The sequence below is a fragment of the Nocardioides sp. Root240 genome (assembly GCF_001428825.1).
GTDB lineage: Bacteria > Actinomycetota > Actinomycetes > Propionibacteriales > Nocardioidaceae > Nocardioides.
On sequence record NZ_LMIT01000011.1, the window covers coordinates 37,253 to 61,088 of the forward strand.

Sequence of the window (23,836 nt, forward strand, 5' to 3'; positions counted from 1 at the left end):
CAGCTCCTTGGGTTTCACAGGAAGAGCACCTCGATCGCGCCTCCCGCCGGGATCTCCTGCTCGTGCGGGGGCACGACCAGCAACACCTCGGCCTGCGCGAGCAGCCGCTGCGAGTGGCCGGCGTGCCCCGGCAACGGGACGACGTGGTCATTCTCGTCGTAGACCCCCGGGAGGAGAACGGTGCGGTCCCCCGCCTGGACAGGAACGGCCAGCCGGGCGAGGCGGACCTCGATCCGATCGGGGTCGGCGAGGGCGGCCACGGCCCCGCTGCCGTAGAGCAGGAAGGAGGCGTACGCCGCGACGGGCGTGCCGGGCAGGCAGAGCACGGGGACCTGCCGGCCGTCGACGTCGAGGACCCCGAAGCCCTGGGGACGGCCGGGCTTCATCGCCACCGGACCGAACCAGAAGCCGGGCAGGTCGCGCAGCGCCGCCTTGACCACGTCGTGGTCCCCCGCGGAGACCCCGCCGGTCGTGACGACCAGGTCGGAGGCCGCGGCCGCCTCGCGCAGCTGGACGAGGAAGCCGTCGGGGTCGTCCGGGGCCGGCCCGAAGCAGGCGACGTCGGCATCGAGGTCGGCGGCCGCGGCCGCAAGGGTGGCGGAGTTGCTGTCGGGCACGTGGCCGTTCACCAGCTCGGCGCCCGTCGACACGATGCCCACGCGGGGACGGGCGCGAACCGGGACGGTGGTCCGGCCGATCGAGGTGAGCAGGCCGAGCTGCGCGGGACCGAGGAGGGTTCCGGCCGTCAGGGCGATGTCGCCGGCGGCGACGTCCTCGCCCTGCCGCCGGATGTGGCGGCCGGCGGCGGCGGTCTGCAGCACGCGGACGGGGTCGGTTCCCGACGTCCACTCGAACGGGACGACGAGGTCCGCGCCCGGCGGCACCTCGGCCCCGGTCATGATGCGGATCGCCGTACCGGCCTTGAGCGGGGTCACCGGATCGCCGGCGGCGACGACCCCCGCCACCGGCAGCTCCACGGGCACCTCGACGACGTCCTCGGCGCGGACGGCGAAGCCGTCCATGGCCGAGTGGTCGAAGGGAGGCACCGACAGCACCGCGGTCACGTCGGCGGCCAGCACGCGGTTGCGTGCCCGCGCGAGCGGGACGTCGACCGGCGGGAGCGGCGTGATCGCCGTCCGGATGCGGTTCCGGTGCTCGGTGACCGAGGGGTCACTCATTCCCGGACAGCACCTCGCCGGCCGCGATCCGCTGGGCGCCCTTGCCGGCCAGCTCGACGTCGCCGACGACCTGCACGCCGTGGCCGAAGGTCCAGTCGCCCTCGACCTTCAGCGACGAGGCCTTGGCCAGCGACGGAGCGCCCTCGGGGAAGCGCTTGTCGAACTCGCCGACGACCTTGTAGTGGTCGTCGTCGAGCTCGACGTACGGCACGTCGGTGGCGACCTGGGTCAGCGCGAAGTCGGTGCCGATCTCGTAGACGTCGGAGCGCAGCACCAGCAGGTCGTTGGTGGTCTTGACGGGGATGAACCGGTCGCGGCCGACCTCGATCAGCCGCGCGCCCGCGAACACCTCGATCGCCGCACCCATGGCCGTCTCGACCTGGATCACCTTCGGGCTGTCGGGGTCGGCCGGGTCGACGGTCTTCTCGTTGCGGATGAGCGGGAGTCCCAGCACACCGTCGCGCTCGTCGAGCTTGTCCTTCATGGCCTGCAGGTCGAACCACAGGTTGTTGGTCGAGCAGAAGCGGTGCCGGCTGAGGTCGGCCAGCGCCTCGATGTCCTCGGGAAGGGTCTGCGCGGTCTCGCGCAGCACGATCCGGCCGTCGGCCTTGCGGCGGGCGAAGTGGCCGCCCTTCTTGTCCGAGGCGGTACGACGCACGGCCTCGATCGCGAACGGCGCACCCGAGGCGGCGAACCACCCGGCGACCCGCGGCGCGGGCACCGCACCGAGGTTGTCGGAGTTGGAGACGAAGGCGTAGCGGTAGCCCTCGGCGATCAGCTTGTCGAGCAGGCCGGTGCCCCGCAGCGCGGTGTAGATGTCACCGTGCCCGGGCGGACACCACTCGAGGTCGGGGTCCTTGGGCCACTCGACCGGCTTGAGCCCGTCGGCGAGCAGCTTGGGCTCCTTGTTCTGGAGGAACTCGATCGGCAGGTCGCCGACGGCGAGCTCGTCGTAGCGGCCCAGGGCGTGCAGCGTGTCGCCCGACGTGCGGAACGAGTTCATGAAGATCAGCGGCAGCCGGGCGTCGTACGCCGAGCGCAGGTGCAGCGCCTGGCGCGCGATGATGTCGAGGAACGACAGCCCGCGCCGCACGCACAGCAGCGACTTGGCGCGCTCCATGCCCATCGAGGTGCCGAGGCCGCCGTTGAGCTTGATGGCGACGGTCCTCCCGATCGCGTCGGCAGCCACGTCGTCGGGCACCTCGGCGTCGGCCAGGCTCTCGATGTCGACCGGGTCGATGCTCGCCTCGGGGATCATTCCGGTCTCGCCGTGCTCGAGGAGCCGGTAGTAGTGCGCGAACGTGTCGATCGCCACCGGATCGACCCCGGCGGCGGCCATCTTCGCCCGCGCCATCTCCAGGCCGCTGCTCCGACCACTCATACCCATGTTTCCGATCGTAGGCTCGTCCCGTGACTGATGGGCAAACCAGCCACGGTGCGATCAGGAAACTGGCACTCCGTGACCAGCTCCTCACCGCCCGGAAGCGCCGTCCGCTGGCCGAGGTGGGCGAGGCGGCGCGCTCCATCGCCGACGTCCTGCTGGCCGCCGAGGAGGTACGACGGGCCGCCACCGTGGCCTGCTACGTCTCGGTCGGCGCAGAGCCCGGTACGACCGCGCTGCTCGACCGCCTCGTCGACGCGGGCAAGCGCGTGATCCTGCCGGTGCTGCTGCCCGACAACGACCTCGACTGGGCGCCGTTCACGGGGCCGGCGTCGCTCGCCCCCGCCCGGCGCGGCCTGCTGGAGCCGCTGTCCCCGGCCGTCGGCGTGGACGCGATCGCCGGCGCCGACGCGGTCCTCGTGCCCGGCCTCGCGGTGGGTGCCGACGGCGTGCGGATGGGGCGCGGGGGCGGCTCCTACGACCGTGCGCTGGGCCGGGTGCCGGTCGGCACCTTCACCTGCATCCTGCTCTACGACGACGAGCTGCTGCCCGACGTACCCGCCGAGCCGCACGACCGCCCGGTCACGGCGGCGGCGAGCCCGTCCGGGCTCACCCGCTTCCCGCTCAACCAGCAGAGCCGTCGGTGAGGACCAGCACGTCGTCGGCGGCGTCCTCGACCGCGTCGGCGGAGAACGCCCACGGCAGCGTCTCGCCCCTGGCCCAGAGGTCGGTCTGGTCGGTGTAGTGCGGGTTGAAGGCGTGGCCCGAGGCACCGGTGAGGTTGATCCAGCGGGCCGCGTCGAGGTCGTCCATCGGGACGACCATCCGCATCGACGGGGCGGTCGTGACGTCGTAGCCCTCGCGGGCGTCCCACGCGGTGGCGTCGACCAGCGAGCCACCGCCACCGACCTCCCAGGGGCCGCGGTTGAAGAGCCACTCGACCGGGCCGATGCCCGACTCGCCCAGGGTCGCGGAGCGCAGCTCCAGTTCGTGCAGCGCACCCCAGGTCCACTCGTCGGCGTTCGGCGACTCGCGCGCGGTGAGCTCGTCACGGGCGGCGATCATGGCCTCGCGGAGCACGTCGTCGCGGTCCTCGACCTGGTCGTCGGTCTCGACGTCGTCCCACCAGTGGTTCGCCGTGCGGGGCAGGATCGACGCGACGACGGCGAACCAGCGGTCGCTGCCGTCGGGCTCCAGGACGTCGGGCAGCTCGTCGGCGAAGGTGCGCTCGAGCACCTCGCGCCACACGACGTTGAAGTACGCCGCGGCGGCGCTGTCCGCCCCCTGCCGGTGGTTCCAGGAGCGGAGCAGGCGCTGGCCGTCGGAGTAGTAGCCGTGCGGCAGCCCCACCTTCAGCAGGTACGGCGTCAGCACCTCCGCGATCGCACTCCAGTCGTCGAGCTGGATCGAGCCCATCTGGTCGACGCTGAGCTCGTCGTCGGCCGCCAGGAGCTGGTTGATCCGCGTCGAGCGGTAGCCCTGGTCCCAGTCCTCGGTGAGGAACGGCGGGTAGCGGCGCGGGTCGATCACCGCCTGGTTGGCGGTGGCGATGATCCCGGACGCGGGGTCGAGCACGTTGGGGAGCGCGTCGTAGGGGACGTGGCGGCCGGTCCAGCCGGTGTCCGCGCGCCAGCCGGCGGCCGGGGTGCGGCCGTCGTTGCCGGCCCTGCGGATCGGGACCAGCCCGGTGGCCTGGTAGCCGATGTGGCCCTGGGTGTCGGCGTACACGACGTTCTGGCCGGGGGCGGCGAAGCTGCGCAGCGCGGCCCGGAAGGACGGCCAGTCGTCGGCCGTGTCGAGCGCCAGCAGGGCATCCGCGGTCGGGTGCGGCTCGAGCGCCGTCCACGCGAGCGAGACGCCGGTCTCCCAGGCGCTGTCGGTGTCCTCCTCCGCGTCCCCCACCTGGTCGACCTCGTCGACGAGCCCGTCGGTGGTGAGGTCGACCTCGTCGAGGCGCTCGTCCACCGCGGTCAGGTCGGACAGCAGCGGGCCGTGGTCGGTGGAGCGCACGGTGATGTCGACGGGGTCGCCGTCGCGGACCTCGATCCGCTCGTCGCGGACGTCGAGCGCGCGGGTCCTCCCGTCGTACTGCCACGTGTCGTCGGCGACCCGCTCGACGTAGAGGTCGGTGACGTCCGCGCCGAGGTTGGTGAACCCCCAGGCGATGTCGGCGTTGTGGCCGATCACGACGCCCGGGACGCCGGAGAAGCTGAAGCCGGACACGTCCATCGGGCAGTCCGGGGTGACCTCGCGGCAGTGCAGGCCGACCTGCGCCCACACGCCCGGCAGCGAGATGCCCAGGTGCGGGTCGTTGGCGAGGATCGGCCACCCGGTGCTGGTGTGGTCGCCGTCGACGACCCAGCTGTTGCTGCCGATGCCGTCGCCCTTGCCGAGCAGGGCCGGTACGCCGGCCAGCACGTCGCGCACGCCGGCCAGGGCCGCGACGGCCCGGTGCCCGCCCGGCGCCGGGCGCTGCAGCGGCCCCCCGTCGCCCGAGGTGGCGTCCTGGTCGAACTCCTCGCCGCGCAGGCCGCCCTGGTCGACGATCGGCGGGTGCTCCCCGAACGGGTACGACGGGTAGAGCTCCTCGGTCGCCCGCGCCCCGACCGTGGCGGTGGTCAAGGCCCGGCCGATCTCCTCGTCGAGGTTGCCGCGCAGGTCCCACGCCATCGCCTTGAGCCAGGCGATCGAGTCGACGGCGCTCCACTTCTCGGGCGTGTAGTCGAGGCCGCTGATCCCGAGCAGGCTGTACTCGAGGGCCATCTCCGAGGTGGAGCGGCCCGCGAGGTAGGCGTTGACGCCCTCCGCGTAGGCGTCGAGCGCGCTGCGCGTCGCCGGGCGCAGCATGGTCAGCTCCTGCTCGGCGACCCGCCGCCACCCGAGGGTGCGCACCACGAGGTCGCTCTCGAGGCCGTCCTCGCCGAACAGCTCGGACAGCCGGCCGGCGGTGGCGTGCCGGCGCACGTCCATCTCGAAGAAGCGGTCCTGGGCGTGCACGAAGCCCTGGGCCAGCATCAGGTCGTGCATCGAGTCGGCGTAGACCTGTGGGATGCCGGCGTCGTCGCGAACCACGCGCACCTCGCCCTCGAGGCCGGACAGCTCGAGCTCGCCGCTGGTCTCCGGCCACGGGCGGCGGACCATCACGACGGCCGTCACCACGCCCGCGACCAGCGCCAGCACGAGCAGCACGGCGATGCCGGCCATCCAGCGCAGGGCCCCTGACCAGGCACGGAATCCTCGCCGCGTCCGGTGATGCGGTGCCGCTCCGGGCATGTCCTCCGTGCTGCTGCCTGCCTCCACCATGGTGGGCGCCATTGTGCCGGGTCCCGGCCGCCGGATTGAGCGACGCCCCCACCCGTGACGTATCCTTGGCACTCGACAGTCGAGAGTGCCAACACGGAGTTCACGATGCCCACCTACCAGTACCGCTGCAGCGAGTGCGGCCACGCGTTCGAGCAGGTCCAGAGCTTCAGCGACGACGCGCTGACCGTCTGCCCCGAGTGCAACGGCGTGCTGCGCAAGGTGTTCAACTCCGTCGGCGTGGTGTTCAAGGGCTCGGGCTTCTACAAGACCGACAGCCGCTCGTCGACGACGGCCACGACGCCGGCCGCGAGCTCGACCTCCTCGGACGCGGGCTCGTCCAGCTCCAGCTCGTCGACCTCCTCCTCGGACTCGTCCTCGAAGAGCTCGTCCGGCTCGTCCAGCAGCTCCAGCTCGTCGACGTCGTCCGGCGCGGCCGCCTCTCCCGCCTGATCCCCGAGCTCGTCCCGGGCGCCTGTGGATGAGCGCCGCGGGCGGTGCTCGCGCCGCCTAGCGTCGCGGGCATGGACTCCCCCGGGCGCCGCATCGCCGACACCCTGACCGAGGTACGACGCCGCGTCCTGCGCCGGCGCCGGCCGATCGCCGCCCTGCTCGTCGCCGGGGCGGTGGCCGCGACGCTGCACACCCTCGCGCCGCCACCGCCGGCCACCACCGCCGTGCGGGTGGCCGGACGCGACCTGCCCGCCGGCCACGTGCTCGCCGCGGGCGACCTGGTCGACGCGGCAGTGCCGTCGGGCGTCGTACCGGACGGGGTGGTGGGCACCCCGGAGGGACGGGTGCTGGCGGCTCCGCTGCGCGCGGGCGAGGCGGTGACCGACGTACGACTGGTGGGGGCCGGGCTCGCCGCGGCACAGCCCCCGGGGACGGTCGCGCTGCCGGTCCGGCTCGCCGACGCCGGCCAGGCGACGCTGCTCACCGTGGGCGACCGGCTCGACCTGGTCGCCACCGACCCACGGGCCAGGACGGCCGAGCCGTTGGCGTCGGATGTGGTCGTGCTGGCGCTGCCCGACGGGCGGCACGCCGGGGACGATGCCCTCCCGGGACGCCTGGTCGTGGTGGGCTTGCACTCGTCGGACGTGTACCGAGTCACGGCCGCAGCCGTCGCTGCCTACGTGACTTATACATGGCGTCGCAGTTAGATTCTCGGGCTGGAAGCACCTCGCCCACCCCACCGTCTCGGAACAGAGGAGAAAAGATGGACGGCTTCAAGAAGTTCATTCTCAAGGGCAACCTGGTCGACCTGGCCGTTGCCTTCATCATCGGCACCGCGTTCGCCGCCGTCGTGAAGACCTTCACCGACGTCCTGATGGGCTTCGTCTCCCGCGTCTTCGGCGGCAGCCCGAACTTCGACAACGTGACGATCTGGAAGGACGAGGCCGGCGTCGGCATCCCGATCGGCACCTTCATCACCGCCGTGATCTCGTTCCTGATCCTGGCCGCGATCCTCTACTTCCTCGTGGTCCTGCCCTACACCAAGGCCAAGGAGCGCTTCTTCCCCGACGCCCCCGAGGCGCCGGCCCCGGAGGTCGAGCTGCTCACCCAGATCCGCGACTCGCTGGCCGCGCGCTGATCTGCTGACACCGCCACCGAAGGGCCGACAGGGCGACCTGTCGGCCCTTCGCGTTTCCTGGGCTCTGCTGACGCTCCGGTCGGATCGCGCTCCGGGATCGTCGGCGCGATGGTGCGGCTGGTCGGTGGTGGCGTTCGCAAGCAACAGCGACGGGACGCGTCGGGTGGAGGGTCGGGTCGGCGGCCGGGTTGCGGCCGGGCGGTGGTCGGCTACCGCGCGGCCGCCCCAGGAGCCACCCCGCCGAGATCCCGAAAGAAGAGTCGGGGACGCGTCAGAGGCGCCGTTCCCGAGCCCCGGCTCAGCCGTGGTGCGGAGGCACCTGCTCCTTGAGCCACTTCTCCGACGCGGACTCGCCCTTGCTGGGCGCCGGACGGTCGTCCTTCTCGTCCCGGGTGACCGACGGCAGCACGTCGCCGAAGATCTCGGCCAGACGCTGCTTGCGCTTCCAGTCCGGCTCGTCCGAGGTCGTCACGTGCCCTCCCGGTCAGCAGAGGCCGGCCGCGGCGCGGCCCTCGCTGGAGAGGCCCGACGAGCCGTCCGTCGTACCGTTGGTGGCCGGGTCGGTCGCCTTGTCGGTCGCTTCGTCGCTCGCCTTGTCCGTGGCCGTGCTGGATGCTCCGCCCGTCGAGCTGCTGCCGGTGCCGCCGGCCGACGGGGTGCCGTCGGGGCTGTCGCCGGCGCTGAGGGCGTCCTTGAGGAACTCGGCGGTCAGCGGCTTGTCCTTGCGGACCAGGCGCCACAGCTTCTGCACCTCCGGCGTCCACTCGATGCCGGCGCTGACCTTGTCGGAGTAGACCCACGGCGTGGTGACGAACTTGATGTTGTCGGCGCCGATGCCCTTGGCGGTCGCGGCGATGTCGACCATCTGCGCGATGCCGTCGAAGTCGGTCTGCAGCGAGGACGTCGCCGCGTTCATGAAGCGGATCAGGCGGTCCGGGCGGGCGAGCATCCCGGCGGTCAGCGCCTTGTTGATCATCGAGCCGATGAAGGCCTGCTGGCGGCGGGTGCGGTTCGGGTCGGTGCCGTCACCGATGCGGTAGCGGGCGCGGACGTAGGTCAGCGCCTCCTTGCCGTGGATCTCGCGCGTGCCGGCCTTCAGGTGCACCTGGTGGTTCGGGTCGTCGATGTCCTCGGGGATGCAGACCTCGACCCCGTCGAGGGCGTTGACCATGTCCTTGAACTGGTTGAAGTCGACGACGACGTAGTTGTCGATGCGGATCCCGCTCAGCTGCTCCAGCTGCCGCCAGGTGCACGCCGGGCCGCCGGCCGCGAAGGCCTCGTTCCACTTGACGTAGCCGGAGGTGCCGGCGATCTCGCTGCCGTCCTCCTTGTAGCAGGTGGGCCGCATGACCGCGCTGTCGCGCGGGATGGAGATGCCGTACGCGAACTTCCGGTTGGCCGAGAGATGGAACAGGATCGTGGTGTCGGACAGGCCGCCGCCCGACTCGCCGTCGATGCCGTTGCCCTTGCCCGCGCGGCTGTCCGACCCCATGACGAGGACGTTCAGCGGCTCCTGGGGACCCGCGACCTTCTCCTTCGCCGGACGGTCGTTGCCGAGCTGGGCGGCGATCTCCTTGTGGTCGATGTTGCCGTTCAGGTTGTTGTAGAGGACGACGACGCCGATCCCGGTCAGCAGGCCGAGGCTGAGCAGGCTCGAGGCGATGACCTTGAAGACGGTCTTGCCGGGCTGCGGCGCCTTGCGGCGGCCCCGGGCGCGCGAGCCCCGGCTGCGTCGTACCTCACGAGAGGTCGACACGCGGCGAGCCCGGCTTCCCGGCTCGCTGGGGCCACCCGGTCGGGACCGGGGAGGGGCTACCTGCGTCATCAATCACCTGGTCGTGCGGCCGCCTCGGGGCGGAACTGTGGTTCTGAACTGCCAACGCGCTGCCGAGTCAGCTGCCGACGGCGCCCAAGGGCGCGGCACCCACCGTACGGTCCGGGAGCAAGCCGGGCTGTGCTATGGGCACCCCCATTGTCACCGCTGGGCCGCCTGCGGCCCAATCGACCGCGCGCCGCCCCGACTCGGCCGGACCGGCGTCGCCCTGACAAGATGGGACCCACGCCCCAGTAGCTCAGTGGATAGAGCAGCCGCCTCCTAAGCGAAAGGTCGCAAGTTCGACTCTTGCCTGGGGCACCAAACTGCTATCACTCAAACCTGCGCCATACCGACAAAGCGCAGGTTTGTTCGTTCTTGACCCCCGTCCGCGTCGTCGGAGTGCGGCATCGAGCTGCGCCGTGAAGCGGCCATGCTCGGTCTGTCTTCCCTCATCGCTCCGACGCTCGGCGGACACGTCTTTGGCTTCGACCGCCACCAACTCGTCGTAGATCGTCCTGAACGGCTCTGCGAACACGGCACGGACTCGGTCGTCCTCAACGTATAGCCGCTCGAACAGCGCCTGATTCATCGCTCGACGCACCGAGTCCGGCGGCTCGGCGTACGCCCGCCCACAGTCTCCCGCCAGGTCGAGCGCCTGCTGCGCGTTGTCGACGACGGGGTCTGCTGCACCAACAGGTGACAGTTGGGGTTAGGCAGCCTGGGTGGCGGCGGGCTTCATGATCAGCTCGTATTCGACCGGGGTCAATCGGCCGAGACCGGCTTGTCGTCGGCGTCGGTGGTAGGTCCTCTCGATCCAGGTCACGATCGCGATCCGCAGCTCTTCGCGGGTGTTCCACGTCCGCCGGTCGAGGACGTTCTTCTGCAGCAGCGAGAAGAACGACTCCATCGCGGCGTTATCGCCAGCCGCACCGACGCGGCCCATCGATCCGACCATGTCGTGCCGGTTGAGTCGGTGAACCAGCTTTCTGGACCTGAATTGCGACCCGCGGTCGGTGTGCAGGACACAGCCGGCCACGTCCACGCCTTCGGCGTTGCGGCGCGCGACAGCGTTGTCGAGCGCAGCGACGGCGATCCGCGACTTCATCCGTGAGTCGATCGAGTAGCCCACGATCCGATTGGAGTAGGCGTCCTTGATCGCGCAGAGGTAGAGGTTGCCTTCGCGTGTCCAGTGCTCGGTGATGTCACTGAGCCAGAGCCGGTTCGGAGCATCAGCGGTGAAGTCCCGCCCGACCAGGTCGTCGTGAACGGGTGGCCCCGGCTTCTTGCCGTTGCGGCCGCGCTTCTTGCCGAAGGCGCTCCACCAGCCGAGCTCGGAGCAGATCCGCCATGCCGTCCGTTCGGCCATCGGTTCGCCGGCGTCGCGGCCTCGTCGACCAAGAACCGGTAGCCGAACTCGGGGTCGTCGCGGTGGGCATCGAACAGAGCGTTGGCGCGGTAGGCGGCGGTCAGCTCAGCGTCGGTCACCGGGCACGCGAGCCATCGGTAGTAGGGCTGGCGGGCCAGCTTCAGCACCCGACACGTCACCGCAATAGGGATCCCATCAGCGGCCAGCTCGCGGACGAGCGGGTACATCATTTTCCCGGCAGGTGCGCCTGGGAAAGATAGGCCGCGGCGCGGCGCAGCACCTCGTTCTCCTGCTCGAGGAGCTTGATTCGCTTGTTCGCCTCACGAAGCGCGTCGGACTCGTTCGCGGCACGCGCAGCATGCGATGGCGTCGCGGACCTGCGGTCGTCGATGGTGATCCATCGCTTGAGGCACGACGGCGAGATGCCGAAGTCCTTCGCGACCTGGGCGAGTGAGGCATCGGAGTCGCGGTAGACCCGGATCACGTCCTCGCGGAACTCCTCGGGGAACGCCTTCGGCATGGTGCACATCCTTCCAGCGCCGACGCACATCGACGCAGATCAGATGTCACCTATCCGTGCAGCAGACCCGAATCGGGGCGCGATTCGCTGCGTTCGTTGTTGGGCTGGCCGCAGTGCTCGCCTACATCGCGTGGTACGCCCGTACAACTCGTGCCTGAGGAGGCTTGGTTGTAACGCCCGACCCCTCATCCAGTCAACCGCGTCTGCGGAACTTCTCTCAGACCCGCAGACGACTCTGCGCCTTTGCGACATCGTCCTGGCTGAAGTACTTCCGCCGACGTGTCACGCCGTGTTCGTTGAGCAACTTGAGTACGGATCCCTTGCTCAACCCGAAACTCGGGCATCAGCTTGCCGCGTTGAAGCGCCGTCGACATAGGCCTGCACGAGCCGCCACACGTCGCTGTCGGACAATCGATCATGCACACGCGCCCACTTTGGCTGCGATTTGGGTACTCGCCCTACTGGCTCCACGACCGGCAGCCGCAGCAGGGGAGGCCGCTTGGCATGTAGGGAGTAAGGGACTAGAAGTTCCACCTCAGATGCCTCGCAATGACACCGGCGTTGCCAAGAACCTTGGTAAAATCTTCCAAACTCTGACTTGCGAACCGGGTCACGGGCATACGGTCCACTGCGTCCATACCCCTCTTTCTCGGAGTTGCCCATGCTTCGCAAGAAGAACTTCCTGCTCGCCTCAACACTGCTGCTTGCGCCACTGGTCGCGGCGCCGTCAGTAATGGCGACCCCGGACGTGTCGGCAGACAGCACCCTGCAGGCGGAAGCCGTCGGCCAGGCGCCGGAGATCTCGGCCGCCGACGCACGTACCAACCGCGTCCTTGACGACTTGGCTCGACAGTTGGCGGCTGGCGTCTCCGATGCCGGGGTCCGAAAGTCCGTTCATGCGGCCGTCGGAAAGCGGTTCGACGGTGACGAGGACGCGCTTTGGAGTGCCGTGGCCGAAGGATCGACGTTCAACGCGAAGGTCGCCGCAGCGGCCAACCGGACGCAGACCAGTCGGACCACGAGCGAGGACATTGCTGCCGCCGCTCGCGCCTATCCCCGGCTTCAGATCGCGGTACCGGTGAACTTCGACTCGTGGAATCCGTCCGACTACACCCCCCTGGTTGCGATCCGCCCCCAAGGGGTCGACGACACCACACTCGACACGGTCACTGCCTACGACGCGAAGGGCAACACCGTGCTGCTCGACGGCCAGACGCCGCCGAAGAACCCCGTGATCGTGGTTGGTCTGAACGAGCGAACCGACGAGACCGGCAAGCTCAAGAACGAGGAGTCGGTCGATCGCAGCGCCAAGCCGGTCGCGGACACCTCACTTGCAGCCGCTGTGACCTCCTACGAGGTTCGCATGGAGGTGATCTACCTCGAGGATGACAAGGAAGGCTGGACCGGGGGCGACGCCGAGATCAACATGGAGTCGAAGGGCGACGGCTGCGGCTTCGTCTACGACGACTACAACTGGGAAGAGCTCAACAACGACGGCGACGGGTGGCAGAAGTCGCGCTACCTAGGCCGCACCACCTGCGCCGTGGTCTTCTACTGGTGGGAAGACGACGGCGGGAGCTTCGACTATTCCCTCGAGTGGAAGGGCTTCAAGTTCGGTGTCCAGATGGACAATGACGACGACAAGATCGGCGGCGGCCGAGTCCCTTACTCGGACTTTGCAGGCGCCAACGACTGGGACCAGTTGTCCTGGACGGCGCTTTGGCAGATGACCAGTTAGCCGTTCCAATCGTCGTTGTGACTGTGGTCCGCCCCCCGTGAGCGTTTGCTCGCGGGGGGCGGACCATGTTCGCACCAACAGAACTGCAACTTCCCGGATCTCGCGGCACGTGGGCGTCGGACTCGACGGGCGACGCAAGCCAAGAAGATTTTTCGGATTCTGATGACACACTCGTACCAGTCTCGACAGGAACAGAGTATGGAACCCTCAAGCTCGCCCACTCGGGTGCGTGAGCAACGCTTTCGGGAGCTCTACGACGCGAGCTACGGCGATCTCTTGCGGTTCGTGGCACGCAGAGTGCACCGAAGCCATGCCGAAGACATCGTTGGCGACGTGATGCTGGTCGCGTGGCGCCGCCTCGATGATGTGCCGGCTGAGCTCTCAGATGCACGGGCCTGGCTTCACGGAGTGGCCCGTAAGACGCTGCAGAACAGCCGGCGCCGCGAGGAGCGGCACGACGCCGTCGCCGTGCGTCTCGGCGAGGTTCATCGCGGGGAAGAGCACGACCGAACCGACGCAGAGTTGGTCATGTCGCGGGTCGACGTTTCTGCCGCATGGCGTCGGCTGCCCGCAACCGACCAAGAGGCCCTCGCACTGTCAGTCCTGGACGGACTCACGGCGCCCGAGGCGGCAAGAGTCCTCGGCATCTCATCGGCGGCGTTTCGACTACGACTGTCCCGCGCGCGGCGCGCCCTACGGCGCCACCTCAATGCCACTCCTTTCGACCATCTCCCCTCCCATCCTGCCCCTGAAAGGAGCGCCCAATGACCCGGAACAAGGACGACGTTTTGATCACGGCTGCCGTGCGGGACCTCGACCCGGCGCCGGCCGCCGCACTGACCACGGCCGAGTGCGAGCGCGCTGAGGCCACTTTTGCTCGAATCGTGGCAACGCCCATTGACGGTCCGGTGCCAGTGGAACCGTCCCGCCCGCGACCGCGTCGCCGGCGACTGCTCGTGGCTACCGGTTTGGCTGGCGCCGCGGGCATCACGATCCCGGCGGTGCTGCTCGGCGGAGGCAGCGCATACGCCTCGTGGACGCCGAAGCCCGAGGCGCTTATCGGCGCCGAGGCCGACAACGCCGGTGCCACGTGCACGGACTTCTTTGGTACGAAGGACCGGGGCGAGCGCGTGACGATCGCCGAGAGCCGGGGCGACTGGACCTTCGTCCTTCTCGCTGGCAATGAGTCCGAGGCCGTTTGCCTGATGCCCGACAAGGCGGTAGGAAGCGAGACTGTCGGCAGGGAGGACGTCTTCGGCTCTCACACCGGCGGTGCCGCCGCTCTGCCGACGCCCGGCGCTGACACCATCAGCGAGGGTACGGCCATGAGCAGCACGACCAGTGAAGGCTGGTTCACGTGGGCAACCGGAGTTGTCGGCAAGGACGTCATCGGGGTAACCGTGCACAGTTCATCAGGCCTCGACATCGAGGCGTCTGTCGCCAGCGGCAGGTTTGTCGCGTGGTGGCCGGACGACGGTACGTCGTGGTCGTACACCGTGCACCTCACAGACGGGAGCGACCGACCGGCCCGCCTCCCCTAGGCCCAGCGCAAGGCTCTGCCGTCGCGCACTTCTACTGGCAGCGGCCCCTGGCGAAATGGCATTTTTCACCTCAGAGACCCCGGCGACCCGAGACGCCGGGGTCTCTGCCATTTGCGCTTCAAGGAAGGCCCCAGGGCACAGCAGGTCAAGGCGCAAGGTCTGGTGCCAGCTCCCGCAACCAAGCGCGGTCAAAGTCTGGGTGGTCGCGGTACGCCAGCAGCATGTGCACCACGGGCTTGGGGAAGCGCCTCGAATCCGCGTTGCTGAGGCGCCTCAGGTCCCTCTCTGGCACGACGCGAGCCACTCGAGTGATTCCTTGGTTTCCCTGAACTCGCGACGGTCCAGGACCAGCCCGTCCTCATCAACGCCCACCACGCCCGTGTTCTGTTCGAGTCGCCGACGGGCTGCAGCGCGAGTTGTTCGGTCCGCTGCTCGTTGCTCCTTGAACTCACGCACCGCAGCGCGTGCGCCGGCGAAGGAATTTGACTCCACCGCGCGTCGTGCCGCCATGCCGCGGAAGCCGGCGACATCCACCAGAGACCCTCGAAGTTCTACCGCCGCGCCAAGACCGACTCTCAACGGAACCCGTTGGCGATCGTTCCAAATCTTGAAGTTGATCATCAGAGACTCGTAGCCGGCCCAGAGAGCCACGGCGTACACGTAGGGCACCGCGCCGATGGTGAGCCACATTGGCAGGAGGAACTGGTTGAGTACGTCGCGTCCATCCAGGTTCGCCTTGTTATCAACGAGGCCTTCGATCGACACGAACAGAAGCGTGACACCGATCAGCACCAGCACAATGCTGGTCAATCGCGCCGCAGGTTTTAACTCGTCGTGGTTCTTAGCAAAGGCATCGAGCATCGCCACGAAAGCTGTAAACACCAGCAGCGGGAACTCGAGGTATAGCGGCAGAACCTCAAGACTCACGAAACATTCCAGGAAGGCGCCGAGTCCCACCGCCTCGACCATGCGCCGCTTTAGGAAGTCCGGGTCCTTGCCCGCTTCACCGATGTGAAGGAACCAGACGAATCCTACGAACAGGAACCAAAGCAGAGTGCTGCCCGTGAGCGAGTTTGTCCAGATTCAAACTTGGCCGCCAGCCAAACCAGAGCGGTGGTCCAAGCGCCAAAGGCGAGTAGGGGGACAGCGATCTTCCAGTTGAAGAAGCTCTTCGCCGCGCCGAGTGCGGACGGGCGAGTAGAGCGTGCAGACAGCGCGAGCACTACCGCCAGCCCAAGCAATATGAAAGTGGCGAGCTCTCGGCTATTCATCACTGTGACCAACTCTGAGCATAATAGCCCGATTATCTCACGCAAAGACGCGGCTGCCTAAGGATGAACTCAGGAATAAACGCGACAATGGTCTAGTGCCCCGCCTCACCAACCCCGACTACCTCAACCAACGCCAACAGCTCATGCGGCTCTACCGCGATGACCAAGGCGCCTTCTCGCACCTGCCACTGCAGGCGCAACATGACTTGCACGTCTTCTTCCAGACGACCAATCTCGGCACCGACGCAGAGCTGCTCGAAGAACGAGCACGGCACACAGCCGAAGATCCCTCGCTCCCCCAACGTGCTGGCAGGGCATTCACCGCGCTCGACATGACCAGGCGGGTACGCCCACCGACTCGTGTCCCGAGTAGTAGCCGGCGCATCTACGTCCGCGGCGTCATGAGACCAGACCCTGATGCGACGCAGCTCGCCCGGGCACTACTCAAGCTCGCCGATGAGCCGAACCGTAGTGACACCGAAGACCGAGCCGCCTAACGCTCAGCCACTGACGGCCGCATCACCACGCCAGCACGCAGCAGCTCCTGCCGCATTGACTGGTACTTCTGATGGAAGCGTTCTGCCACCTGCTGAATCGAGACGCCGCTCTCGTACATCTGAACGGCGGCAGCCACATCGTCCAGGATCCGCCGTGCCGTCTGATGATGCACCCCGAACTCCCGCGCTATCCCTCGCACCGTCCCACCAGCCTTGTACCGGGACACCAGCTCACCGCACTCTTCGGCATCCAGCCGCTTGTTCGACTGACGGAGCTGCTGCACCTCATCGGGCTCCCGAGCAGCCTGACACCGCTTCGGTGCAGTCGTCAGCTCAGGAAGCTTCAGGTTTGAAAGTGATTGCCATAGGAGCACCACCGACGTCGTCCCGCAACTACGTCGACAGCTCGTCCTCGACGAGGGACGGCCGGGCCGCCACCAGCCCCAGCAGGTACTGCGGGACGCACAGCGCCAGCAGCACCACGATCGGGACCGTCCAGCCACCGCTGACCGCGTGCAGCACGCCGACCCCGAACGGGCCGACGGCCGAGATCAGGTAGCCGGCCGACTGGGTGAAGGCCGACAGCGCCGCCGTGCCCGCCGGCGTCCGCGCCTTCAGCGCGATGAGCGTCAGGATGAAGGGAAAGGTGCAGGTGCCGGCTCCCAGGGCGAGCGCCCAGAGCGGCGCACCGGTCGACGGGGAGACGAGCAGGCCGACGTACCCGATCGGGTAGCACGCCATGATCGCGGTCAGCAGCAGGCCCTTGCGCTCGACCCGCGCGGTCAGCCAGGGGATCACGAGGGAGAGCGGGATGCTGATCCCCGTGACGAGGCCGAGCAGGAGGCCGGCCTCGTGGGCGCTGGACCCCGCGTCGCGGTAGATCGTGGCCATCCACCCGAAGATCGAGTACGCCTGCAGCGACTGGAGCCCGAAGAAGACGGCCATCACCCAGCCCAGCCGGGTCCGCGCGACGGCTCCCGCGCCGAGGGAGCGGTCGGGCTCCTCGGCGTGCGCGTCGTGGCGCGCCAGCGCCAACCACGGCACGACCGCGACGGCAGCGGTGAGCGCCCACGCCAGCAGGCCGCGCCGCCAGTCGAGCTCGGCGCCCGCCTCGGCGATCGGGACGGTCAGCACCGAGGAGCTGGTGATGCCGACCGCCAGCGCGGTCGAGTAGAGCGAGGTCATCAGCCCGACGCGGTGCGGGAAGTGCAGCTTGACCAGCGACGGCAGCAGCACGTTGGCGACGGCCATCCCACCCAGGGCGAGGAAGGACAGCAGCAGGAAGAGGACTCCGCTCGCCACGGTCGTCCGGAGCCAGAGGCCGACGACGACCAGGACCAGTGCGGCGAGGGTGCTGCGGTGCAGCCCGGCCGCGCGAGCGATGCGCGGCGCCAGGGCGCCGAGGGTCGCGAAGCTGAGCACCGGGAGCGTGGTGAGCAGGGCGGTTTCCGCCGCTCCCATCCCCAGCCCGGTCGACACCTCGTCCAGCAGCGGCCCGACGCTGATGGCGGCCGGCCGGAGGTTGAAGGCGAGCACGACGATGCCGACGACGACCAGCGCCCGCTCGAGCGGACGGGTTCGGTCGGGGGCGCCGGCCGCTTCGGAGGACATCGGATCGATCCAACCACGCCGTGCGCACCGGCACCTTTTCAGAGGCCTTGTGCGAACGGCCGTGACCGCTAACATGACGCCCGTTCGTCTTTTCCGGGACGGACGCCGGCAGATCCCCGGGCTGGGGGCTGCATCCGGGAACGGCTGCTCCGCCGAACTGCCATGGGGGAAACCTTGCTCCGACCGCGCCATGCCCTGATCGCCGCCCTGCTGGCTGCCCTGGTCGCCCTGCCCGCGATCGGCGCACCCGACGGCGCCACCGGCCCGGCGGTCGCCGATGCGACCGCCCGCGTGGCGGCGACGGCCCCGACCGACGCCTGCGGGGTGCGGCCCAAGCGGCCCGACGGCACCTACTACGCCTGCTCCTTCATCGACGGCTTCGGCGGCACGGCGCTCGACCGCCGGAAGTGGGCCGTGACCGAGACCAAGGTCAGCGCCATGTCGGGCGGGAGCCTGAGCTGCTACGTCGACAACAGCCGCACCATCGCGGTTAGCAACGGCGTGCTGCGGCTGACGTCGACGTACCTGCCGACCTCGTTCCGCTGCAAGTCACCCGGCACCACGTGGGCGACCCGCGCGGAGGCGGCCACCATCACCACCCGGTCGCTGTTCACGCAGACCAACGGCCGGTTCGAGGCACGGATCAAGATGCCCGCCGAGGCCGGCATCGCCGGGTCGCACTCCGCGTTCTGGCTCTACCCCCAGGAGCTCACCTACGGCCGCTGGCCGGCCTCGGGCGAGGTCGACATCGCGGAGTGGTTCTCCGCCAAGGCCGACCACGTCTACCCGTCCGTGCACTACGGCGGCGAGATCCGCTCGAAGAGCACCGGCTACGACTGCGCGATGCCGACGTCGTCCACCGCCTTCCACACCTACGCCGTGGAGTGGAACAAGAGCGAGATGAAGTTCTCGTTCGACGGCAAGGTCTGCTTCACCCATGCCTGGAAGCCGTTCCTGCTGCGCTCGCCCAAGCCGTTCGACAAGCCGTTCTACATGGTCCTCACCCAGGTGTGGGGCAAGGCGTGGAACACCCGCGTCTCGGCGATGCCGAGCAAGTCCACGATGCAGGTCGACTGGGTGAAGGTCTGGAAGTGACCCTCGGCTGAGAGCCCGGCCGGGCGCGGAGGCAACCGAACCGGCCCCCAGCGCGTCTTTCTCCACGTGACGATGATGTGGACAGCCGCGTTCGTGATGTGGGCCTTCGTGCTGGTGGTCGCCGTGGTGGCGATCGCTCGCCGCTGACCCCACCTCCACCTGCGCATCACTCCGGCTCGGCGGGGTGCTCCTCGGTCGAGCGCGAGTCGGTGAGCGTGAGCGCTCCCACGACCGCGACCAGGCCGACGACGGCGGCGAGGACGGCGTAGGTGATCCGCTCGCCGTGGAAGAAGGACTGCACGAGAGCGCTGCTCCACGTCCCGGCCGGCAGCTGGGTGGTGACCAGTGCGGCGATCATGGTGCCGACGACCGCCGTACCGACGCTGGTGCCGATCTCCTGCGCCGTGTCGTTGAGGGCGGCGCCCATCGAGGTCCGGTTCGCGGGCATGGCGTCGACGAGGGCGATGGCGCAGATGGTCATGACGATGCGCAGGCCGACGGTCATCACGACCATGGCGGCGGCGATCGCGGGGTAGCCGTGCTCGACTCCCCAGGCCAGGCCGGCCAGCGACCCGGCCAGCGCGAGCGCGCCGACCAGGCAGGCGATCCGGTGGCCGAAGCGGGCGGCGAGGCCCTCGGACAGCGGGCTCGCGACGATCATCGTGACGATGATCGGCAGGTTGGCGAGGCCGGCGCGCACCGGGCTCCAGCCGTAGGCGAACTGGAAGTGCAGGATCAGCCCGAACATCACGCTGGCCATCGCGATCGACGTACCGACCTGCGCGATGGCCGCGCCGCGGACGGTGCCGTCGGAGAACAGTCCCAGGTCCAGCATCGGGGAGTCGGTACGACGCTCGCGCCACACGAACCCGAGCCCGGCGACCACGGCGCCGACCGCCGAGGCGAGGGTGAGCGCGGAGAGCCAGCCGTTCTCGACGCCGCTGGTGAGCGACCAGCAGGCCAGGCCGATGGCGGTGACGCTGAACAGGGTGCCGGGGACGTCGAGCCGGTCCTTGGTCAGGCCCTCGGGGTCGTCGGCGGGGACGCCGAGCCGGACGCCGACGAAGGCGACCAGCGCGATCGGCGCGTTGACCAGCAGCAGCCACTCCCAGCGCACGTGCGCCAGCGCGGTGCCGCCGAGCAGCGGGCCGAGGATGAAGCCGGACATGCCGACGAGGATCATCACCGTCATCGCACGCATCCGCAGGGTCTTGTCGTCGAACAGCCGGAACACCAGCGAGTTCGTGATCGGCGCCATCGCCGCGGCGGCGACGCCGAGGGCGGCGCGCAGCGCGATCAGCTCCCCGGCGGTGTGCACCAGGATCACCAGCAGGCTGAGCAGGCCGAAGACGGCGAGCCCGACCTGGAGCACGCGGCGCCGGCCGAACCGGTCCGCCACCGAGCCGGCGGTGAGCAGCAGGCCACCGAAGGTGAGCGAGTAGGCGCCGGTGACCCACTGCAGGGCCGTCGTACCGCTGCCGAGGTCGCGGCCGATGGTCGGAAGCGCGATCGACAGCAGCGTGTTGTCGACCATCTCGACGAAGAAGGCCAGGCACAGGGCGGCCATCGGGATCCACGCCGCACGCAGCGACGGATAGGTGTGTGACGGACCGGCCGTCACGGTCGTGGTGCTGGACATGGTGGGTCTCCCTTCGGGTCAGCGTTCGACCCCCATGCTGGGGAGCACCGGTTTCAGCCCGGTTTCACACCGCTTTCACGCCCGGCGCCGCGAAGCGGCGAGCTCCTCACCGCTCTGGTCGGCGCGGCGATCGCGCAGGACCCGGAAGGTACGACGTGCCAGCAGGATCCAGCAGACGAAGGCGACCGTCGAGAGGCCGGCGGGGATCCAGTGGTCGAGCATGACGGACGCCGCCACGGCCGACGCGAACGCCGTCAGGTTCGCGACCACGTCGTAGACGGGCGCCACGAAGCGCACGTTGACCACATGGGCGAGGGCGATGATCACACCACAGGCGAACGTGACCGAGAGAAGGAAGCTGACCACGTCACCAGTATCTGGTGGCGTCACAACCCGCGAGCGACGGGGATCTCAGCTGAGCACGGCGACCGCGGCGCCGTACCCCTCGGGGACCAGCACGTCGCGCACGACCCAGCCGCCGAGGGTGCGGCCGGGCGCGTCGTCGGTGCCGAGGTAGTCGAGGTGCGGGTCACGGCCCAGGCCGATGCCGATGCCCTTGAGGTAGGCCTCGGTGCGCGACCAGGCGCGGGTGAAGCGGACCGTGGCGCGGCCCCCGTCGAGGGTGCCGTGGGCGGCGGCCTGGATCTCCTCGGTCTCGCGGGGGTGGAGCACGCCGGCGAGGGCGACCGGGTCGTCGGGGTGGCGCTCGACGTCGACCCCCACGGGTACGTCGGCCACGGCGATCAGCACCTGGCCGGGCGTGTGCGAGAGCGAGAATTCGACCGCGGCGCCCTCGGCGCGCGGCCGGCCGTGCGGCTCGCCGCAGCCGGGGCAGGCGTGCCGGCCCCAGACGACCTTCTCGGGAGGCGTGTCCGTCGCGAGGCCGACGACCCGCCGGGCCGCCGCGTGGGCGAGCACGTAGGCGCGACGCAGCTCCGCCCGGACGTAGGACGAGGCCTGCTGCCGCTCCGCGTCGTCGAGCCAGCGGGCACCCAGGTCGAGCTCGTCGTCGTCGAAGCGCTCGATGGCCATCCGCCACACGCCGAGGCCGATGCCGGCGCTCGGGCGCGGATCCGGGACCTCGAGGAGCGAGCTGAGCGTCGAGGGGTCGACCGGGATCGCCGAACGATCCGGTACCGCCTCTGCCACGTCGCGCCTCATCACGCCCGAATCTAACAAGGCGGTGGTGGGCGTCACTCCGTCGGCCGGGCCTTGGCCCTCGCGCGCTCCGCCTTGGCGATGGCGTCCTCGACGACGGAGTTCATCCGCGAGCCGTTCGGCCAGCCGTCGTAGTGGCAGGCGAGGATGACCAGCTCGCGCAGCGCCTCCTCGTCCAGCTCGCCGTTGGCGAGGGCGGCGGGCACCTGGATGCCGAGGACGTCGTTGGCGCGCTGGCCGACGAGCATGCCGATCAGGAACAGCCGGCGGTCGCGGGTGCTCAGCCCCGGGCGCTGCCAGATGTCGCCGAAGAGGTGCTCGGCGGTGTACCGGAAGAAGTCACCGGTGCCGTCGGTCATGTCGAAGCCGTAGACCTCCTCCATCTTGCGCAGGCCCCGGGCCCGCGCCTCCGGCAGGTCGGCGAACTTGTCGCCCTGGTCGTCCTGGTCGCTCTGGTCGCTCATCACAGCCCCAGCCCCTTCCCCAGTCGTGGCAGCGCCTCGCGCGCCAGTGGTACGTCGACACCGAGCTCGTCCGCGAGGGCGATCGCGAACCCGAGGTCCTTCTCCCCCAGCGCGGCGACGTGCGAGAACACGCCGTGCCAGAAGTCGTCGGGCGCGATGGGCGCCGTCGTGGTGCGGTACATGATCGCGCCGGGACCGCCCGTGATGGCGTCCGTGTGCCGCACGACCTCGCCGAGCGCGGCCAGGTCGAGGCCCGCGGCCTCGGCGAGGCGCTGGGCCTCGGTGACCGCGGTGAACGCGACGAAGTGGATCAGGTTGCGCGCCAGCTTCATCCGGGTGCCGGCGCCGACCGGTCCGGCGTGGACGACCTTGGTGCCCATCGCCTCGAGGGCCGGGCGAGCCGCGTCGAAGGCATCGGCGGCGCCGCCGACCATGATCGCGAGGCTGCCCTCGGCCGCCCCCATGGGACCGCCGCTCACGGGGGCGTCGAGCACCCGGTGTCCCGCCGCGGTCAGCTCGGCCGGGGTCTCCGGCGCGACGGTCGAGTGGACGACCAGCACCCGGTCCTTCGGTACGTCGGCCGCGACCGCCCGCACCTGGGCGTCGTCGCGCACCATGACGCACACGACGTCCACGTCGAGCTCCGCGACCGTACCCACCGCGGTGGCACCCGCCGCGACCAGCTCGGCGACGGGGTCCGGCGCGACGTCGTACACCTGGAGGTCGATGCCCTCGGTCGCGGCGAGCCGCAGGGCCATCGGCCTGCCGATGTTGCCAAGGCCGACGAATCCGACCTTCACATTGCGCATCACATCTCCTGGCGGCGAACGGGGTCCCCGCGGCGTTGTTCGCCGGAGGAGCGAAGCGGGGGAGGTGAAGAACGTCGTGGGGTGTTCATAGCCGGAAGGTCTGGCCGCCGTCGACCGCGAGGATCTGGCCGGTGACCCAGGACGCGTCGTCGGAGAGGAGGAACAGCAGTGCGCCGACCATGTCGTCGACCGAGCCCATCCGCTTGATGGCGAGGCTGTTGCGGACGATGTCCTTCGCCGCGTCACCCGCCTGGGTGCGGGTGGCCTCGGTGTCCGTCGGGCCCGGCGCGATGGCGTTGACCCGGATCCGCTGGCCGCCGAGCTCGTGGGCGAGCTGCTGGGTCAGGCTGTTGATCCCGGCCTTGGCGAGGCCGTAGAAGCCGGAGTAGAGGTAGGCCGCCGTGCTCGACTGGTTGACGATGGCACCGCCGCCGCGCTTCGCGATCTCGGGGTACACCGCGCGCGTCATGACGAGCGCGCCGTCGAGGTTCACCGCCATGAACTTCCGGTAGTAGTCCCAGTCCACGGCGATCAGCAGGTTGAACTCCATGCTGCCGTAGATGGCGGCGTTGTTGACGAGGTGGTCGATCCCGCCGAGCTCCTCGACGGTCCGCTCGACCAGCGCGTCGGCGGACTCCGCGGAGGAGACGTCGCAGGGCACGAAGATCGCGCGTCCGCCGTCGGCCTCGATCTGCTTCGCGACCTGCTCCCCCGCCTCGGCGTTGAGGTCCGCGACGACCACGGCCGCTCCCTCCTTGGCCAGCGCTCGCGCGTACGCCTCGCCGATCCCCTGCGCCGCCCCGGTCACCACGACGACCTTGTTCTCGAAACGCATGTTCACTCCTGTCACTCTGATGATCA

Annotated in this window: 23 protein-coding genes, 1 tRNA gene and 1 pseudogene; 10 read left to right on the forward strand and 15 right to left on the reverse strand. The window is 69.6% G+C overall.

The window, feature by feature from the left end; genetic code table 11:
- Positions 1 to 14 precede the first annotated feature (14 nt).
- Both glp and ASE20_RS14235 read right to left on the reverse strand, forming a co-directional pair.
- On the reverse strand, positions 15 to 1,178 hold the full coding sequence (glp, locus tag ASE20_RS14230; RefSeq protein WP_056895239.1) for a gephyrin-like molybdotransferase Glp: 1,164 nt from the start codon (positions 1,176 to 1,178) through the stop codon (positions 15 to 17).
- Positions 1,171 to 2,559: a UTP--glucose-1-phosphate uridylyltransferase gene (locus tag ASE20_RS14235; protein WP_056895240.1), complete on the reverse strand. Its 1,389-nt coding sequence runs from the start codon at positions 2,557 to 2,559 to the stop codon at positions 1,171 to 1,173. The genes glp and ASE20_RS14235 overlap by 8 nt, the downstream gene beginning before the upstream one ends.
- 29 nt (positions 2,560 to 2,588) lie before the next feature.
- Between ASE20_RS14235 and ASE20_RS14240 the strand changes: the two genes are divergently transcribed.
- Positions 2,589 to 3,206 (forward strand): 5-formyltetrahydrofolate cyclo-ligase, encoded by a 618-nt coding sequence (locus ASE20_RS14240; RefSeq protein WP_225869052.1) that lies wholly within the window; start codon positions 2,589 to 2,591, stop codon positions 3,204 to 3,206.
- Here the strand turns inward: ASE20_RS14240 and ASE20_RS14245 are convergent.
- Positions 3,184 to 5,763: a penicillin acylase family protein gene (locus ASE20_RS14245; protein WP_056895241.1), complete on the reverse strand. Its 2,580-nt coding sequence runs from the start codon at positions 5,761 to 5,763 to the stop codon at positions 3,184 to 3,186. The genes ASE20_RS14240 and ASE20_RS14245 overlap by 23 nt on opposite strands.
- A 204-nt stretch (positions 5,764 to 5,967) precedes the next feature.
- Between ASE20_RS14245 and ASE20_RS14250 the strand changes: the two genes are divergently transcribed.
- From ASE20_RS14250 to ASE20_RS14260, 3 genes are all read left to right on the forward strand, one after another.
- Positions 5,968 to 6,312: an FmdB family zinc ribbon protein gene (locus tag ASE20_RS14250; RefSeq protein ID WP_056895242.1), complete on the forward strand. Its 345-nt coding sequence runs from the start codon at positions 5,968 to 5,970 to the stop codon at positions 6,310 to 6,312.
- A gap of 71 nt (positions 6,313 to 6,383) precedes the next feature.
- Positions 6,384 to 7,019: an SAF domain-containing protein gene (locus ASE20_RS14255; protein ID WP_056895243.1), complete on the forward strand. Its 636-nt coding sequence runs from the start codon at positions 6,384 to 6,386 to the stop codon at positions 7,017 to 7,019.
- 56 nt (positions 7,020 to 7,075) lie between these two features.
- Positions 7,076 to 7,450, forward strand: a complete 375-nt coding sequence (locus ASE20_RS14260) for an MscL family protein (RefSeq protein ID WP_056895244.1) — start codon at positions 7,076 to 7,078, stop codon at positions 7,448 to 7,450.
- Between the two features lie 298 nt (positions 7,451 to 7,748).
- Here the strand turns inward: ASE20_RS14260 and ASE20_RS25165 are convergent, their stop codons facing one another.
- Both ASE20_RS25165 and ASE20_RS14265 read right to left on the reverse strand, forming a co-directional pair.
- Entirely contained in the window at positions 7,749 to 7,922 is a 174-nt protein-coding gene (locus tag ASE20_RS25165) for a hypothetical protein (protein WP_164483675.1), read from the reverse strand.
- A 12-nt stretch (positions 7,923 to 7,934) separates the two neighbouring features.
- On the reverse strand, positions 7,935 to 9,206 hold the full coding sequence (locus ASE20_RS14265) for an LCP family protein (protein WP_056895245.1): 1,272 nt from the start codon (positions 9,204 to 9,206) through the stop codon (positions 7,935 to 7,937).
- A gap of 305 nt (positions 9,207 to 9,511) precedes the next feature.
- On the opposite strand from ASE20_RS14265, the gene ASE20_RS14270 reads away from it, so the two are divergent.
- Positions 9,512 to 9,587 (forward strand) — tRNA-Arg (locus ASE20_RS14270).
- Between the two features lie 388 nt (positions 9,588 to 9,975).
- On the opposite strand, the pseudogene ASE20_RS14275 reads toward ASE20_RS14270, so the two are convergent.
- A pseudogene (locus ASE20_RS14275) lies at positions 9,976 to 11,152 on the reverse strand (IS3 family transposase).
- Between the two features lie 661 nt (positions 11,153 to 11,813).
- Here ASE20_RS14275 and ASE20_RS14285 point away from each other — a divergent pair.
- From ASE20_RS14285 to ASE20_RS14290, 3 genes are all read left to right on the forward strand, one after another.
- A complete protein-coding gene (locus tag ASE20_RS14285; RefSeq protein WP_082612433.1) occupies positions 11,814 to 12,890 on the forward strand; it encodes a DUF3103 family protein in 1,077 nt (358 codons plus the stop codon).
- Between the two features lie 198 nt (positions 12,891 to 13,088).
- A complete protein-coding gene (locus tag ASE20_RS24365) occupies positions 13,089 to 13,658 on the forward strand; it encodes an RNA polymerase sigma factor (RefSeq protein WP_200952822.1) in 570 nt (189 codons plus the stop codon).
- Positions 13,655 to 14,431 (forward strand): hypothetical protein, encoded by a 777-nt coding sequence (locus ASE20_RS14290; protein ID WP_056895248.1) that lies wholly within the window; start codon positions 13,655 to 13,657, stop codon positions 14,429 to 14,431. The genes ASE20_RS24365 and ASE20_RS14290 overlap by 4 nt, the downstream gene beginning before the upstream one ends.
- A gap of 273 nt (positions 14,432 to 14,704) precedes the next feature.
- Here the strand turns inward: ASE20_RS14290 and ASE20_RS14295 are convergent, their stop codons facing one another.
- Positions 14,705 to 15,388 carry a hypothetical protein gene (locus tag ASE20_RS14295; RefSeq protein WP_157538444.1) on the reverse strand — a complete coding sequence of 228 codons (684 nt, stop codon included), beginning with the start codon at positions 15,386 to 15,388 and terminating at the stop codon, positions 14,705 to 14,707.
- A 409-nt stretch (positions 15,389 to 15,797) separates the two neighbouring features.
- On the opposite strand from ASE20_RS14295, the gene ASE20_RS24765 reads away from it, so the two are divergent.
- Positions 15,798 to 16,199, forward strand: a complete 402-nt coding sequence (locus ASE20_RS24765; protein ID WP_157538445.1) for a hypothetical protein — start codon at positions 15,798 to 15,800, stop codon at positions 16,197 to 16,199.
- On the opposite strand, the gene ASE20_RS14305 is transcribed toward ASE20_RS24765, so the two are convergent.
- Together ASE20_RS14305 and ASE20_RS14310 are read right to left on the reverse strand one after the other, a co-directional pair.
- Complete coding sequence (locus ASE20_RS14305; RefSeq protein ID WP_056895251.1) at positions 16,196 to 16,483, reverse strand: hypothetical protein; 288 nt, start codon at positions 16,481 to 16,483, stop codon at positions 16,196 to 16,198. The two genes, ASE20_RS24765 and ASE20_RS14305, sit on opposite strands and share 4 nt — an antisense overlap.
- A gap of 109 nt (positions 16,484 to 16,592) precedes the next feature.
- A complete protein-coding gene (locus ASE20_RS14310) occupies positions 16,593 to 17,810 on the reverse strand; it encodes an MFS transporter (protein WP_056895252.1) in 1,218 nt (405 codons plus the stop codon).
- A 174-nt stretch (positions 17,811 to 17,984) separates the two neighbouring features.
- On the opposite strand from ASE20_RS14310, the gene ASE20_RS14315 reads away from it, so the two are divergent.
- A complete protein-coding gene (locus tag ASE20_RS14315) occupies positions 17,985 to 18,905 on the forward strand; it encodes a family 16 glycosylhydrolase (RefSeq protein ID WP_162260998.1) in 921 nt (306 codons plus the stop codon).
- Positions 18,906 to 19,071: 166 nt separating this feature from the next.
- On the opposite strand, the gene ASE20_RS14320 is transcribed toward ASE20_RS14315, so the two are convergent.
- The 6 genes from ASE20_RS14320 to ASE20_RS14345 all read right to left on the reverse strand — a co-directional run bounded on the left by ASE20_RS14320 (position 19,072) and on the right by ASE20_RS14345 (position 23,810).
- Positions 19,072 to 20,544 (reverse strand): MFS transporter, encoded by a 1,473-nt coding sequence (locus tag ASE20_RS14320; RefSeq protein WP_056895254.1) that lies wholly within the window; start codon positions 20,542 to 20,544, stop codon positions 19,072 to 19,074.
- Between the two features lie 75 nt (positions 20,545 to 20,619).
- Entirely contained in the window at positions 20,620 to 20,910 is a 291-nt protein-coding gene (locus ASE20_RS14325; RefSeq protein WP_056895255.1) for a hypothetical protein, read from the reverse strand.
- 45 nt (positions 20,911 to 20,955) lie between these two features.
- On the reverse strand, positions 20,956 to 21,705 hold the full coding sequence (locus tag ASE20_RS14330) for a 4'-phosphopantetheinyl transferase family protein (protein WP_082612435.1): 750 nt from the start codon (positions 21,703 to 21,705) through the stop codon (positions 20,956 to 20,958).
- Between the two features lie 32 nt (positions 21,706 to 21,737).
- Positions 21,738 to 22,166, reverse strand: a complete 429-nt coding sequence (locus ASE20_RS14335) for a carboxymuconolactone decarboxylase family protein (protein ID WP_056895256.1) — start codon at positions 22,164 to 22,166, stop codon at positions 21,738 to 21,740.
- On the reverse strand, positions 22,166 to 22,975 hold the full coding sequence (locus ASE20_RS14340) for an NAD(P)-dependent oxidoreductase (RefSeq protein WP_056895257.1): 810 nt from the start codon (positions 22,973 to 22,975) through the stop codon (positions 22,166 to 22,168). Before ASE20_RS14340 ends, ASE20_RS14335 begins: the two co-directional genes overlap by 1 nt.
- An 85-nt stretch (positions 22,976 to 23,060) precedes the next feature.
- Complete coding sequence (locus tag ASE20_RS14345; protein ID WP_056895258.1) at positions 23,061 to 23,810, reverse strand: SDR family oxidoreductase; 750 nt, start codon at positions 23,808 to 23,810, stop codon at positions 23,061 to 23,063.
- Between the last annotated feature and the right edge of the window lie 26 nt (positions 23,811 to 23,836).

Coding starts and splice junctions, on each gene's coding strand:
- ASE20_RS14250 (WP_056895242.1), top strand. CDS start 5,968: ATGCCCACCTACCAGTACCGCTGCAGCGAGTGCGGCCACGCGTTCGAG.
- ASE20_RS14255 (WP_056895243.1), top strand. CDS start 6,384: ATGGACTCCCCCGGGCGCCGCATCGCCGACACCCTGACCGAGGTACGA.
- ASE20_RS14245 (WP_056895241.1), bottom strand. CDS start 5,763: ATGGCCGGCATCGCCGTGCTGCTCGTGCTGGCGCTGGTCGCGGGCGTG.
- ASE20_RS14235 (WP_056895240.1), bottom strand. CDS start 2,559: ATGAGTGGTCGGAGCAGCGGCCTGGAGATGGCGCGGGCGAAGATGGCC.
- ASE20_RS14335 (WP_056895256.1), bottom strand. CDS start 22,166: ATGAGCGACCAGAGCGACCAGGACGACCAGGGCGACAAGTTCGCCGAC.
- ASE20_RS14330 (WP_082612435.1), bottom strand. CDS start 21,705: ATGAGGCGCGACGTGGCAGAGGCGGTACCGGATCGTTCGGCGATCCCG.
- glp (WP_056895239.1), bottom strand. CDS start 1,178: ATGAGTGACCCCTCGGTCACCGAGCACCGGAACCGCATCCGGACGGCG.
- ASE20_RS14260 (WP_056895244.1), top strand. CDS start 7,076: ATGGACGGCTTCAAGAAGTTCATTCTCAAGGGCAACCTGGTCGACCTG.
- ASE20_RS14285 (WP_082612433.1), top strand. CDS start 11,814: ATGCTTCGCAAGAAGAACTTCCTGCTCGCCTCAACACTGCTGCTTGCG.
- ASE20_RS14320 (WP_056895254.1), bottom strand. CDS start 20,544: ATGTCCAGCACCACGACCGTGACGGCCGGTCCGTCACACACCTATCCG.
- ASE20_RS24365 (WP_200952822.1), top strand. CDS start 13,089: ATGGAACCCTCAAGCTCGCCCACTCGGGTGCGTGAGCAACGCTTTCGG.
- ASE20_RS14290 (WP_056895248.1), top strand. CDS start 13,655: ATGACCCGGAACAAGGACGACGTTTTGATCACGGCTGCCGTGCGGGAC.
- ASE20_RS14345 (WP_056895258.1), bottom strand. CDS start 23,810: ATGCGTTTCGAGAACAAGGTCGTCGTGGTGACCGGGGCGGCGCAGGGG.
- ASE20_RS14340 (WP_056895257.1), bottom strand. CDS start 22,975: ATGCGCAATGTGAAGGTCGGATTCGTCGGCCTTGGCAACATCGGCAGG.
- ASE20_RS14310 (WP_056895252.1), bottom strand. CDS start 17,810: ATGTCCTCCGAAGCGGCCGGCGCCCCCGACCGAACCCGTCCGCTCGAG.